The organism is Novipirellula galeiformis (assembly GCF_007860095.1).
Taxonomy (GTDB): Bacteria; Planctomycetota; Planctomycetia; order Pirellulales; family Pirellulaceae; genus Novipirellula; species Novipirellula galeiformis.
This window is the reverse complement of record NZ_SJPT01000001.1, coordinates 840,592-853,807: the sequence shown is the minus strand read 5'-3', so window position 1 is coordinate 853,807 and position 13,216 is coordinate 840,592. Positions and strand designations below refer to the sequence as shown.

The 13,216-nt window shown below is 55.8% G+C and carries 9 protein-coding genes; 7 read left to right on the top strand and 2 right to left on the bottom strand.

Features of this window, described 5'->3' with window-relative positions:
- Positions 1 to 2 precede the first annotated feature (2 nt).
- From Pla52o_RS03005 to Pla52o_RS02985, 5 genes are all read left to right on the top strand, one after another.
- Entirely contained in the window at positions 3 to 1,598 is a 1,596-nt protein-coding gene (locus Pla52o_RS03005) for a Na+/H+ antiporter NhaC family protein (protein ID WP_146593074.1), read from the top strand.
- Positions 1,599 to 1,842: 244 nt separating this feature from the next.
- Positions 1,843 to 2,820, top strand: coding sequence for a hypothetical protein (locus tag Pla52o_RS03000; RefSeq protein ID WP_146593073.1), 978 nt, complete (start codon positions 1,843 to 1,845; stop codon positions 2,818 to 2,820).
- A gap of 247 nt (positions 2,821 to 3,067) precedes the next feature.
- Positions 3,068 to 3,376: a hypothetical protein gene (locus Pla52o_RS02995; protein WP_146593072.1), complete on the top strand. Its 309-nt coding sequence runs from the start codon at positions 3,068 to 3,070 to the stop codon at positions 3,374 to 3,376.
- On the top strand, positions 3,366 to 4,103 hold the full coding sequence (locus Pla52o_RS02990) for an SDR family NAD(P)-dependent oxidoreductase (RefSeq protein ID WP_146593071.1): 738 nt from the start codon (positions 3,366 to 3,368) through the stop codon (positions 4,101 to 4,103). The genes Pla52o_RS02995 and Pla52o_RS02990 overlap by 11 nt, the downstream gene beginning before the upstream one ends.
- A gap of 14 nt (positions 4,104 to 4,117) precedes the next feature.
- The gene (locus Pla52o_RS02985) at positions 4,118 to 5,479 is read left to right on the top strand and encodes an ANL family adenylate-forming protein (RefSeq protein ID WP_146593070.1); all 1,362 of its coding nucleotides are present in this window, start codon (positions 4,118 to 4,120) and stop codon (positions 5,477 to 5,479) included.
- A gap of 29 nt (positions 5,480 to 5,508) precedes the next feature.
- On the opposite strand, the gene Pla52o_RS02980 is transcribed toward Pla52o_RS02985, so the two are convergent.
- Positions 5,509 to 7,314, bottom strand: coding sequence for an ATP-binding cassette domain-containing protein (locus tag Pla52o_RS02980; protein ID WP_146593069.1), 1,806 nt, complete (start codon positions 7,312 to 7,314; stop codon positions 5,509 to 5,511).
- Positions 7,315 to 8,053: 739 nt separating this feature from the next.
- Here Pla52o_RS02980 and Pla52o_RS02975 point away from each other — a divergent pair.
- Positions 8,054 to 10,423: an inverse autotransporter beta domain-containing protein gene (locus Pla52o_RS02975; RefSeq protein ID WP_146593068.1), complete on the top strand. Its 2,370-nt coding sequence runs from the start codon at positions 8,054 to 8,056 to the stop codon at positions 10,421 to 10,423.
- Between the two features lie 122 nt (positions 10,424 to 10,545).
- On the opposite strand, the gene Pla52o_RS02970 is transcribed toward Pla52o_RS02975, so the two are convergent.
- Positions 10,546 to 11,208 carry a PEP-CTERM sorting domain-containing protein gene (locus Pla52o_RS02970; RefSeq protein WP_146593067.1) on the bottom strand — a complete coding sequence of 221 codons (663 nt, stop codon included), beginning with the start codon at positions 11,206 to 11,208 and terminating at the stop codon, positions 10,546 to 10,548.
- 1,007 nt (positions 11,209 to 12,215) lie between these two features.
- Between Pla52o_RS02970 and Pla52o_RS02965 the strand changes: the two genes are divergently transcribed.
- Positions 12,216 to 13,193, top strand: a complete 978-nt coding sequence (locus Pla52o_RS02965; RefSeq protein ID WP_146593066.1) for a hypothetical protein — start codon at positions 12,216 to 12,218, stop codon at positions 13,191 to 13,193.
- Positions 13,194 to 13,216 lie beyond the last annotated feature (23 nt).

Sequence of the window (13,216 nt, the reverse complement as noted above, 5' to 3'; positions counted from 1 at the left end):
CATTGCAGCACGGATTCGAAAGCCTAGCTCCACCGCTGGTTGCGATTTTTTTAGCAATCGCAACGCGTCGTGTCGTCGTTCCACTCGCAGCCGGCGTGCTTGCGGGTGCATTTTTGCTTGCGCACAACGACCCTCCGAAAACGCTGCTTGATTCGTTTGGAATCTTTGTGGCGACGATTTACGCCAGCATCGCCGACTGGGACCACATCCAAACGCTTGGCTTCACGCTGTTGCTCGGCGCGATGATCGGAGTCATGGAGATCGGCGGCGGCATCGAAGCGTTGATCGCAAAATTCTCACGTCGGATCCGAACTCGCCAAAACGCCCAAGTGATGATCTCACTTAGCGGTTTAGCCATCTTCTTCGACGACTACGCCAATACGCTGCTGATCGGCGGAACGATGCGGTCCACCGCGGACCGATACAAAGTCTCACGCGAAAAACTCGCGTACCTTGTCGACAGCACGGCAGCCCCGGTGGCCGGACTGTCGTTAATCAGCACCTGGGCTGCGATCGAAATCAGCTACATGAGCGAAGGTTTGGTCGATGCCGGGATCACCGACCGATCGGCCGGATTCACCCTGTTTATCGAATCGATTCCCTACCGTTTCTATCCCATTTTGGCGCTGGTGATGGTGTTTTTAACCTCGGCCACCGGACGCGACTTCGGCCCCATGCGGCGTGCCGAACTCGCGTCAACCACCTCCTCAGGATCACCGGCGAGAGCCGAAGCGACGGCAGCGACCCCCACATTCCCACCGCGATTGTGGTTGGCAGCGGTGCTATCGATCGCGGCCTGTGTCGCCGGCTTGATGATCACGTTGATCGTCACGGGTTCACAATCCGCAGCACTGCACGCGGAGGCGAGCCTGCTGAGGCGGGCCATCGAAATCCTTGGAAACGGCGAAGCGTACCTCGCATTGATCCTCGGTGGCGGTGCGGGACTCGTCACCGCATGGGTGACTCACGCGACACTCGGCCAATGCAACATTCGCTCTCTATGCGTCGGTACGATGCGAGGCGGATGGCAAATGATGCCAGCGATGGTGATCCTCTGGATGGCCTGGGCGTTAAGCGCGATGACCGGGCCCGATGGGCTGCACACCGGCGATTACCTCTCCCACGTGCTCTCGAATCGCCTCGACGCAAGGGCGCTGCCCACGGTGGTTTTCGTGCTCGCGGGACTTGTCGCCTTCGCCACAGGAACGAGCTGGGGCACGATGGCCATCCTGACGCCACTTTCGGTCACGCTCTCGCTTGAACTCGCCCCGCTCGATGGCCCCAGCGGCGTGATCTGCCTAGCGACCGCCGGCTCCGTCCTGGCCGGCGCGATCCTTGGCGATCACTGCTCCCCCATCTCCGACACCACGGTACTCTCCAGCCGCGCCTGCGGATGCGACCATCTGGAGCATGTTCGAACCCAAATGCCGTATGCAATCGTGGTCGCCGTGGTCGGCATGGGATTGGGAACGATCCCGGCGGCACTGGGCCTTTCCCCCTGGATCTGCCTCATCCTCAGCACGGCCGCCCTGGCGATGATCGTTCGCTTTTTCGGCAGCCGACTCGACGAACCACTGCAACGCGGTTCGGGTGGTTGATCCCGCAACTCGACGCTTGCGCGAGGGATGCCCCCCACTCGCCAAAGCACAAATGTCTTGAAAGTCCTACATCGCTTTTGTAATAAAACACCCAACCCCAGCGACCGCAGCCCCCTTTTTGCCGCGATTTCTTACCCTACGGCATTTCGGCATCCCTATTGCACTGGCCTTTGAAACACAGGCCTTCTAAAAATGAATAACACTCAGGCTCAACGATGACGCTTACTCTGGATGAGGTACACGGATGAATCGACACACCCTTTTTCTGACGATTCCCTTGGCGTTCGCGGTAGGCCTACAAACGCGTGCCAATGGTCAACAATACGCGAATTCGGTCCCTCCATCTCAAAGCGTCTCGGGCCGCACATCGATCGATACCCCGCAAACGCGACTGCGCCCGATCGGTTCCTCTAGCGCGGTCGATCGCTATCGCCAAACGCCCCCCGAAACGGCTCGCTATCGCCAAACCGGAGGCAATGACGGAAGCTCGCAAGTGCGCCAAGCGATGATGATGGCCCCGCAATCCGTAACGGCGCCCCAATTGCCCAATGACCCGAACTCCCTCGCCCCAAATTCGGGCGGCGCTGGAATGGGACTGCCACCTAACGCCTTCACTCCACCTGGCGCTGCCAGCCCCTCCCCCAATCCGCCTGCCTATCCACCACCATTGCCATCCTCACCGCCGGTCGCTTCACCGCCGGTCGCTTCGCCGCCGGTGAATCCAGCTCCTCGCGCGACGCTGCCGCCCAATGCCTTCGCGCCTGCGGCCCCGCCAACTTCAATCCAGTCGGGCAACCCGCCGGGATTGCCCTACCACCCCAATAGCAGCAGCGACCTAACGCCACTGCCTACCCCAGAATTGCAAACCCAATTTGCGACGATGGGAAATTGCGCGTGCGTCTCAGCTCCCAGTGGCTACTCCGCAGCCTTCGGACCGCAATACGTCACGCCGACCAGCTACAGCGGCCCCGCCGCATGTGGCGTCCCCGCGACGCTGCCTCCCACTTACGCCCCGGCCGCGATTCTGCCACCCACCGGCGTGGCTCCTCCTGCGGTCTACGGCGCTCCGCTGGCCGCTGGCACGGCAGCCCCGGTCCCATCGCTGTTCACACTCGGGCAAGAAGCGTATCCGGTCCAAGTCGGGCAAGGACTCTGGGGACAACCGGTTGCCTATGTGCCCGGTCAAGGCGTCCGCAATTGGGTCCGCTACTTCTTTCCTTAAACAGGACACCTCCAGCTAGCGGAGTGACCGCGCCAACTCCCAACCGCGCCAACTCCCAACCGCGCCAGCTCCCAACCGCCGCAGCGTTTGCGGCGTGGAGCCGCGCGCCCCCTCCAACGCGCGTTGCATATCGCCCCCGATGTTGCCTGCGCTGGGATGCAACTAGACTGAGCGTGTTGCGGTTGCTTCATCCGCTTGCTCCGGCAAAAAAACGGCTCCCCCGTACTGCACCCCCATCCCCTGCGTCATGAATTCCAGCGAGAAAATTGCGGCAATCTTCGAAGAGGTCTTTGAAGACTTCAACGCCGAACTCCCTTCGGAAAACCGAATTGAGTTCACCGATACCACACCGCTGGTCGGGGCGCAAAGCTCGCTCGAATCGATCGACTTAGTCACGCTGCTCGTCAACCTCGAGACGTCGCTCTCAGAATCGTTCGGGCGTCCGATTCGCTTGACGGATGAAAAAGCGATGTCCGAAACCCGCAGCCCCTTCAAGAACATCGCTTCCCTTGTCGCCTTCGCCACCAAAGTGGTCGAAACATCCGATGACCAATAAGGACGGAATCCCCACGACGGGGCGCGTGATCTTGATCACGGGATCGAGCAAAGGGATCGGACGTTATCTGGCAGAGCAATTTGCCTCCCAAGGCGATCACGTGATCGGTTGCAGCCGCAGCGTTCCCACGACTCCATTGCCTGAGGAGTACCGCAATCGCTACGAACACCACTGTCTCGATGTGGCAGATGAAACCGCCGTTCTCGCGCTGTTTCATAAGCTCAAACAGCAACACGGTCGCTTGGATGTTTTGATCAACAACGCAGGCATCGCGTCGATGAACCACTGTCTGTTGACTCCCATCGATACCGTTCGGTCCATCTTCGAAACCAATGTCATCGGCACATTCCTATTCTGCCAAGAGGCAGCAAAATGGATGCTCGCCAATCGCAACGGCCGCATCATCAATCTCGCCAGCGTTGCTTCGCCGCTAAAACTCGAAGGCGAATCCGCCTACGCGGCCTCCAAAGCGGCAGTAGCCAATCTGACGCAAATCATGTCGCATGAGTTCGCTCCGTACGGGATCACGGTCAACGCCGTGGGCCCCTCTCCCATCCAGACCGATTTAATTCGCGGGGTCGGAGCGGAGAAGATCAAGCAGTTGACGAACCGACAAGCGATCAAACGCATGGCGACAGTCGAAGACGTTTACAACGTGATTGATTTTTTCGTACGTCCGCAAAGCAACTTCATCACCGGACAAGTCATCTACCTGGGCGGCATCTAGACCGCTTCCGATTCATGCCCCTACGTTTTTTGAAAGAGCGATTCCACGACGCCGGTGACCGCGAAGCGATGGTGTGGCAAGGACAATCTTGCTCCTACCGCTGGCTCGCCGAGGCGATCGATCGCTGCAGCAAACGCCTCGAACAAAGCGAAGTTCGCGCCGGCACGGTCACCAGTTTGCTGGCCGATTTTTCCCCCAACTCGGTGGCGATGCTGCTCGCGCTGGCCCAACGCGGGGCCATCATTGTGCCGATGACCCGCTCCGTCGTAAACAAGAAACAAGCCTACGAACGCATTTCACAATGTGAAATCGAAATCGAGGTCTCCAGCCATGAAGAGATCTCAATCCATCAAACACAGAACATTGCCCCGGCACACCATGAACTCTACACGCGATTGAGACAGAGCCGACACCCCGGCTTGGTATTGTTCTCGTCGGGGTCGAGCGGACAACCCAAAGCCACCGTTCACGACTTCGCCCTGCTGCTCGAAAAATTCCGATTGCCCCGTCGACCGGCACGGACCTTGGCCTTCTTACTCTACGATCACATCGGCGGACTAAACACGCTCTTGCACACCCTTTCGAGCGGCGGATGCATTGTCGTGACTCCCAACCGATCGGTGGAATCGGTGCTCGCCGCAATCCAAGACTTCGCCGTCGAATTGCTGCCCACGTCACCCACCTTTTTGAAGCTACTGCTGATCAGCGCGGCTTACCACGACTACGATCTTCGTTCGCTGAAAATGATCACGTATGGCACCGAACCGATGCCACAGAGCATTCTTGCTACCCTGCATCAAATCCTCCCGCACGTGACTTTCAAGCAAACGTACGGCCTGTCGGAGGTGGGCATCCTGCGCTCGAAGTCCAAAGACTCGTCGTCCTTGTGGATGCAATTAGGTGGCGACGACACCCAAACGCGCGTTGTCGACGACGTCCTGCAAATCAAATCACGCTCGGCGATGCTCGGCTACTTGAACGCCCCGTCCCCGTTCACCACCGATGGCTGGTTCGTCACCGGCGATGCGGTCCAAGTCGATGGCGAATTTATCAAAGTGCTCGGACGAGGCGGCGAAATCATCAACGTCGGGGGCGAAAAGGTTTACCCCGCTGAAGTCGAAGAGGTGATCGAAGCGATGCCGGAGATCCAATCCGCCACAGCCTACGGCGAAACCAATGCGATCATGGGAATGATCGTCTGCGTGCGGGTCAAACTGTCCCCTCCGAACGTCGTGCCGGAGAGAGAATTGACTCGCAAAGTGCGTGAGCACTGTCGCAACCACCTGTCACCGAAACAGATCCCGGTCCGCGTTTCGATCGATACCGAACCGTCCCACGACGAACGCTTCAAGAAGCGACGGCTGCCACCGCAATAGCCGCCGTGGCTGGCACAACACTCCGACGCCTAACCTTCCAATTCTTCCCATCGCGCAAACGCGGTAGCAAGCTGCTGTTCCAACTCGGCCAACTTGCCAGTCACCACGGCGATCTTGGCGCCCCCTTGTTGGTAAAATTCGGGATCCGCCATCTGCTCGTGAAGTTGAGCGATCTCGGTCTCCAGTTTTTCAATCTGGGCAGGCAACTGTTCCAACTCATACTTATCTTTGAACGAAAGCTTCTTCGCATCCGTCTTCACCGGCTTTGCCGCTGGAGCTTTCTCCTTCGCTTCGGCTTTACTTGACTCCGCAAGCTTCTTCTCGCTCTCACGACGACGCTCAAGCGCGGCTTGCCAATCATCGTAACCGCCGACGTACTCGTTCACTCCCTCTTCTTCAAACACAATCGTACTGGTGACCACGTTATTGAGGAACGTCCGGTCATGGCTAACCATCAACACGGTGCCAGCGAAATTGACGAGCTGCTCTTCGAGCATTTCAAGCGTTTCGGAATCCAAGTCATTCGTCGGCTCATCTAACACGATCACGTTCGCAGGCTGAGTCATCAAACGAGCCAGCAGGGCTCGATTCCGCTCACCGCCCGACAAGAACTTGATCTGAGTGCGAGCCCGCTCCGGCGTGAACAGAAAATCTTGCAAGTAACCGACAATGTGCTTTGTCTTGTCACCGACCTGAATTTGGTTCCCGCCGTCTCCGACGCACTCTTGCACCGTTTTTTCAGGATCGAGCGTATCGCGAAGCTGATCGAAGTAGGCAATCTTGAGATTCGTCCCCAAACGAACCTTCCCTGCTTGTGGCTCAAGCTGGCCGAGCAACAGTTTCAGCAAGGTTGTTTTCCCGGCCCCGTTGCGCCCGATAATGCCAAGTTTGTCACCACGCATGATCGTGGTCGAGAAATCATTCAGGATCGGTTTGTCCTCAAACGAGAACGAGACCTCCTTAAGCTGGGCTACCAACGCACCGCTTCGCTGAGCCTCTTGTAAATTCAGCTTGGCCTTTCCTTCGCCGCTGCGTCGATCCCCGCGAACTTCACGCATCGCTTTGAGCGCGCGAACACGCCCTTCATTTCGGGTCCGACGCGCCTTGATGCCTTGCCGGATCCAGACCTCTTCTTCGGCCAACTTTTTGTCGAACAATGCGTTCTGCTTTTCTTCCGCCGCAAGCGCCTGGTCTTTCCGCAGCAAGAACGTCTCGTAGTCGCACGACCAATCGAACAATCGGCCCCGATCAATCTCCCAAATTCGTGTCGCTAGGTTTTGCAAAAACGAACGATCGTGCGTCACAAAGATCAACGTCTTTTCCCAGCGACTCAAAAAGTTCTCGAGCCATAGGATCGATGCAATGTCCAAATGGTTCGTCGGCTCATCGAGCAGTAACACATCGGGTTCACGAGAAATCGCACGAGCCAACAAGACACGGCGTTTCAGCCCGCTCGATAATGTTTGGAAATCGGTATCAGGATCCAATTGCATCCGCGACAACGTCGAATCGACCGCATGTTCGATCTTCCACGCTTCCTCATAATCGTCGTGGTCCGCTTCCTGATCCCCCAGCACGATCGATCGGATGCTTCCAGACCAATCACGCGGTACCTCCTGAGAGAGTCTCGCGACGCGCGCGCCCGAACGAAGCGTGACCGAACCACTGTCCGGCACCACATCCCCCGTCAAAATGCGCATCAACGTGGTTTTTCCGGCCCCGTTGCGGCCCAAAAGTCCAATCCGTTGCCCCATCTCGATCTTGGCCGAAACCGAATCAAGAAGCGAAGGGCCACGAAAACCAATAGTCAGATTGTCAATCGATATAAGCGTCATGCCAAGAGTGGAGCGAACGCGAGCGGAATCGTCCAGAGGAAGTGCATTGAGGATTTTTTTCCACCGCTTTGGCCAAACGATCCGCCGACGCACTACAGGCACTTCTAGCCGCTCGCCTGCCCTTTTCGCTCTCGCCAGCGTCGCCCCACGCCAAAATCGTCACCCTGAGCAAACCACCCCCCTCTGTTGATGAAAAACCTGTAGAGCAAACGCCTCTCGATCCAACTCAATCCAGTCACACTCTCCCACCGTGCCCACCCATCACGGTACGCCGCCACCGGATTAAAATCCAAGCCGAAAGCCGATGACATCGCGTTTTTGAGCGTGCATGGCCTCCTGTGCTTGCACACGCAGGGCCGCATCGCGGCGGTGGATGATCGATTGACCGAACCCTTGAAAACAAACGCAATTTCTAAAAAAAGAAGGTCCCCCGTTCCACAGAACGGGGGACGAACGAAGCAATCTCCCCCTCCCGACTTTGCCGATCATCCGTTTTTTGCCGCACACCCTCTCCGCGGCAAAGGCGGCTTGCCGCCTAATTCAAATGTTCACCATCCTCGGCGCCATCGTGCCTGGTTAATACAAGCATAACCCGCGCCCCCGGCACCCCTCTGCTGGATACTGAAGAGATATATTGCTTCGCTGCTTCAGTCCGCCAACGCTTTGTACGATCACTAGCCACGGGGCCCGCTACCGTCGTTCGTATCGTACACAAACGGCATGATGAAGGATGTGAACCGTGATCACGCAGCCCCCCAATCGCCGATTCCGAATCTGGATCAGTGCGTTGGTGCTATTGCTGTGCAGCGTTTCAGCGCGCGCCGCTGAGCCCTTCAAACGTCGAATCGGAATCCATACCCAGTCGCCACACAATGGCGTCGAGGAAACGTACTCGGATATCCGTGCCTTTGTTCCCTTCGGGCAACGCGAAGGCATGCTGTTCCTGGACGGGCGACTGTTACTCAGCAGCGAAGGGCTCAGTCCTGGCTACAACCTTGGGATGGGCATGCGGGGCTACCTCGAAGAGTTCGACACGATTTGGGGCGCGAACTTATTTACGGATCAGCGCCGCACCGGGTTTGCGAACTACCGTCAAGTCGGTCTCGGTTTCGAATTGCTTTTCGACTGGTTGGAAATACGCAACAACACTTATCTGCCGGTCGGCAACCAGCGAAGCATCGTGAAAACGGCCCCGTCGGGCATCATCGGTGATGCGGCGCCGCTATTGGTATTCGAAGACAACTTCTTAGAGTTTGGCTGGATCTACGATCACCAATCCCAGATCGAACAATCGCTGCGGGGATACGACCTTGAAATGGGCGGTCGCTTGTTCGACGACCTGCTCGGTACCCGCACCAAGGTCGATGGCTACGTCGGCATCTATGGCGCGAAGAACCCAGACCTCGACGATGTGACGGGGGTCTTCACGCGGTTGAATGTGAAACCTTTTGATAATCTCGATATCAATGTCGGGGTCCAAGATGACAATTTTTTTGGCACCCGTGGCACACTGGGGGTAACGTTTTACCCAGGCGTCTTGAACCAACGCTGGCGTTCGCAACTCCCTTCGATCGACCGCCGCATGAATGACCCCGTCACGCGGCGGTCGGGGATAATGATTGCACGCGGCACCATCGGCGCGCCCCCGGCCTTCATTGGCACTCGACTCCAAAACCCGGACGGAAGCGACTTGCGAATTGTGCATGTCGATGGCGGACAAGCAAGCAACGGAGACGGTACGTTTGAAAATCCGCTCAACAACGTGGCAGACATCAACGCATCCTCCCTCCCCAACGACATCGTTTATCTGTATGCCAACAGCGTGTATGACGGCCAAACCACATTGACGCTTCAAAATGGTCAACGCTTGCTTGGAGAGGGAAATCACTACACCCACCATGTCGACACACAACAGCTCGGATCGATCGTATTACCGAATGTTCGCGACATCGACGGAACCGCTCCGGTGTTGATGAACTCAACGGACGATGCAATCCAATTGGCCAACAACTCCGTCGTGGACAACCTTTCGATCCTCAACCCAGTTTCCGGCGCCGGCATCTCAGGCCTGGACGTCAGCGGAGTCCGCATCGCCAACACCTCGATCACCACCACCGCAGACAACCTCTACGGCGTCGCCCTCGACGGAGCGTCCGACGTGCACATGATCGACAGTAACATCAGCACCGGCGGTTACGACGCTTACGGGATTTTCACCTCCGGCACGTCGCGGATTACCTTAGACCAAAGCACGATTTCGACTTCAGGGGATAACGCGTACGGCGTCGCAGCCTTCGATACGGCGTTTGCCTTGATCGATAACGACAGCAGCATCACGACAAGTGGTTTCGATGCCGACGGAATCACGGCCCAAGGAAATGCCACGATCACGGTCGACAATGGAAGCAGCATCTCCACTAGTGGCATGCTTGCCGACGGAGTTTATACCACCGACTTCGCCACCGCATTGGTGGATCACGGCAGCTCGGTATTTACCTCAGGGCTCGCGGCGGCGGGAGGTTATACCACGGGCAACTCCTCCATGAAGTTGGACAACGCGTCGACCATTTACACCATTGGCCAATCCTCTTCGGGCACCCAGAGTTTAAATTTCTCGTTGGTAACATTGGATAACAGCAGCGAGATTCACACGGGCGGATCTGCAGCGTACGGAATCTTCATCGGGCACGACGCTACCGCATTGGTTGATCACAGTTCACGGGTATCCACAACCGGCGCCTATGCCCATGGTGTTAAATTGCAAGATCGTGCAACACTGTTCATGTACAACGGATCCCTGGTCACCACCGGCAATGGTTCTGCTGGGCTTCGAATCGAACGAAACAGTGCTGCCACGGTCTACGATAGCCAGATTAGTTCGGCACAATCGTTTGAGGTGAATGTTGATGTGGTTCGCGAGTTAACGAATCCGAAAATCGACTTCAAGCGTAACCAGCTAGAAGAGGGCAACGGAACGGTCTTGCTCACCAATCGCACGGACGCGTCAATCACTGTCATTGGAGCCGAAGACAAAGACGCTTTCGCTGCCGCGAACGGAATTGATGCTGCCCAGATCACAGAAGTTAAGACGACGACCTACAATCCCTGACTGAAGCGGTGCATGCGAACCGTCATGTGCGATCGATGCGGAACGATCAAGCCTGTTTCTCATATTTCAGCCATTGCCAGACATGTGAGTAACCTAAAGACTCACACCACGTCCACAGTCCATCAATCGTCATCCAGGCATTTCACCTGAGACCAACGTCGACGAATAAGAAAAAGAGAACCAGCAATCGCGAACCCAACCGCAGATGCAGGCTCGGGCACTGCGGATGCTTCCCCCGTTGAATTAATGGAATACCGACCGACGACTTGGCTAACTTGAAATGCACCACTGACGTGCGAGAGATTAAATGTCTTTAGCGGTTCAACAAACTCAAATACACTCACCGGATCAGTAACCGAGTCATTGGAAACGCTTACTGAAGCGGTTGGGTCCGTCACCTTGAATTTATAAGGCAAAGCATCTCCCACAAGTGTAAACGACTGAAACCCCTCGAACGTCACAGTCCCTCCCGAAACCGTAGGGATCGGAGCGGTGAACCGAATATCGGTAGCGTCCGTAAAAAAACCAGATCTTGAACCGAGTCGACCGGTACCACCGGGATTAGAAACTATAAACCCAGATTCTGCGATCAATTCCACTTTCGCATTGATTTCCAAAGACAACTCCCTATGGATTACGTCGAAGGCAAGCGACGTTCCGTGAGCTACTCCACCAGCGGATTCAGCTAAACTCGAATCCGTCAAGTCAAACGTGACTGAAATCGCCCCCTCCACTTGCGAGGACGTGAAAAGAATCACAAGCATTACTAACAGAACCGTTCGCATCTCTAGATCTCAATCTCTTTGTCTAAAAAATTCGTTTAAGTTTTGCCCCCTTTCCCCGACCGAATATCGGGGAATCTCTCAGTGCCTGACCGCGCCCTCAATGACGCTCAACTTCCCAAACACCCCGCCATAGAACTTCATGCAAGCACGTCTCCAGAAGGCCTTCTTCGGAGGGGGTGACTCAGAAGAGCATCCTAATGATCAAGCCAGCGCAATCAACCTCCTGGTGTTAAAATAGAAGGTTTTTGCAAAATATAACGACTGCTCACTGAACGTACGGCCACGTCGAATCCCAGCCCCCAATGGGTATCTAGATACTTGCGGCGTCAGACAAACAGAGGCGTCCGCACCCCTCTGCGGAACACACCGGACCGTTGCGCTCGAACCTGCGGACGGGACGCATCCCTTAGGCCTCGGCGGCTAGCGAAATACAGCGAAGCGGCGGCACTGGGGCAGCAGACCACCATGGTGTTCATTCTCGCGCAGTGGTTCGAGTCGAAATACAATCTGGTGGCATTTTTGATTTCCGAAGGCAACGACAGAGATGTGTTGCTGCGCATCGGATGTGAGGTCCGCGATTCTGCCCCCTCTCATCGCGAACCGTGAACGACGTCACCGCCATACATGATGCAAGCACCCATTGATGTCTGTCCGCATGTTCATCCAACGTGACGCATTGTCATTCGATATCGCAACTGAATTCGCCACTTTCATTCGGCCCCGCCTGCTTCGCTCAAAAACTTGAAACGGAGATTGCCTTCGACCGGGACCAGCCCATTGCATCAGATTGGAGCTTTTTTCGCAAAAGCAAATCGTTGACTTGTCGGCGAATTGATTCTCTATGGCCAACATCACTTGTTCTAACTCTTTCTCATTCCTACTGCGTTCTCATAACCTACATAGGCGTCTTCTAGCAACTAGCAAAATTTGGGCACGAACGGAAAATGGTCTTGAAGACTCTCCATCAAGATGATTGAGCGACACCTCGGACACAGATTCGATGAAACATGTGCGTTCTGCACGCAACTCCGCAATTCCCATTTGCACTTGCTTTGCAACAGCGCACCGATCAAGCTATTCGCACCCCACCAGCAACCCGAGCGACAATTAGCACTGGAGTGCCGTCAACTCGCTCAACCCTACCTTTTGAATTTGTCATGCAGGCAATACAGACGCCACACTGCTTTCCCCACCTCCGCGTCTCAGCGCAACGCATTATTGCACGATTGGTTGTTTCTGCATTGTTTGCTATTTCTACGCTGGTTTTCCCTAGCGTTGGTCACGCCCAACTGCTCAAACGAAAATCGGAGTCGGATCGCCCCACCGTCTCTGATGAGCATTCAAACCTTGAGGAAACGCGGTTAGCGGTTCCTGCATGGGAACGTCAGTTTTTTTCTGTGTTACAAGTGATTGACGGTGCGATCATTGCCTTGGAAACCGCCTCGGATGAGGCGGAGACGGCGGCCAATCCACTCGTCAGGGATGATTTGCTACAAACGGCTAGAGAGAACTACTCGAGTGCATTCAAAGGCCAGAAGCTTGCCATTCACTTTACATTAAAGGATATTGATCCAGGCAAGTCTTTGAACCGTCACAAGCAAGCCTTCCTTTTATCCCTTGGTGATCCAACCTTTCCGGGGCATGAATACGCCGCAAACATCACAGTAGTGACTTCTCCGAGTCAAGCGAGGCAACTGAAGATGGGGAGTATTGTTCGAGTCGAGGGGCAATTATCGGAAGGTAATCGCAATTCATTTGCCAAAATCCAATTTGCACGGCAAAAGCGGACATCGCCAATTTCAGGGGATCAGCAAAAAAGCCGTCGCTCAGGGTGGATCCGGTACTCCGTTGCTCGGGACAGCTACCAATTCACTTTTTACGTCGAAAACGTACGTGCCCTTTCTGGCACACTTTTAGAAGAACACGAAGCGTTCCTATCACGCTATCAGTCAAAGTTAGCGGAATATTCGCGTTCTCAATTCTAACCGCTGTACTGAACGCCCCCACC

What these genes read in the sequence shown, in the direction of transcription:
- Pla52o_RS02965 (WP_146593066.1), top strand. Translation starts at nt 12,216, where the DNA reads ATGTGCGTTCTGCACGCAACTCCGCAATTCCCATTTGCACTTGCTTTG.
- Pla52o_RS02990 (WP_146593071.1), top strand. Translation starts at nt 3,366, where the DNA reads ATGACCAATAAGGACGGAATCCCCACGACGGGGCGCGTGATCTTGATC.
- Pla52o_RS03000 (WP_146593073.1), top strand. Translation starts at nt 1,843, where the DNA reads ATGAATCGACACACCCTTTTTCTGACGATTCCCTTGGCGTTCGCGGTA.
- Pla52o_RS02985 (WP_146593070.1), top strand. Translation starts at nt 4,118, where the DNA reads ATGCCCCTACGTTTTTTGAAAGAGCGATTCCACGACGCCGGTGACCGC.
- Pla52o_RS02980 (WP_146593069.1), bottom strand. Translation starts at nt 7,314, where the DNA reads ATGACGCTTATATCGATTGACAATCTGACTATTGGTTTTCGTGGCCCT.
- Pla52o_RS02995 (WP_146593072.1), top strand. Translation starts at nt 3,068, where the DNA reads ATGAATTCCAGCGAGAAAATTGCGGCAATCTTCGAAGAGGTCTTTGAA.
- Pla52o_RS02970 (WP_146593067.1), bottom strand. Translation starts at nt 11,208, where the DNA reads ATGCGAACGGTTCTGTTAGTAATGCTTGTGATTCTTTTCACGTCCTCG.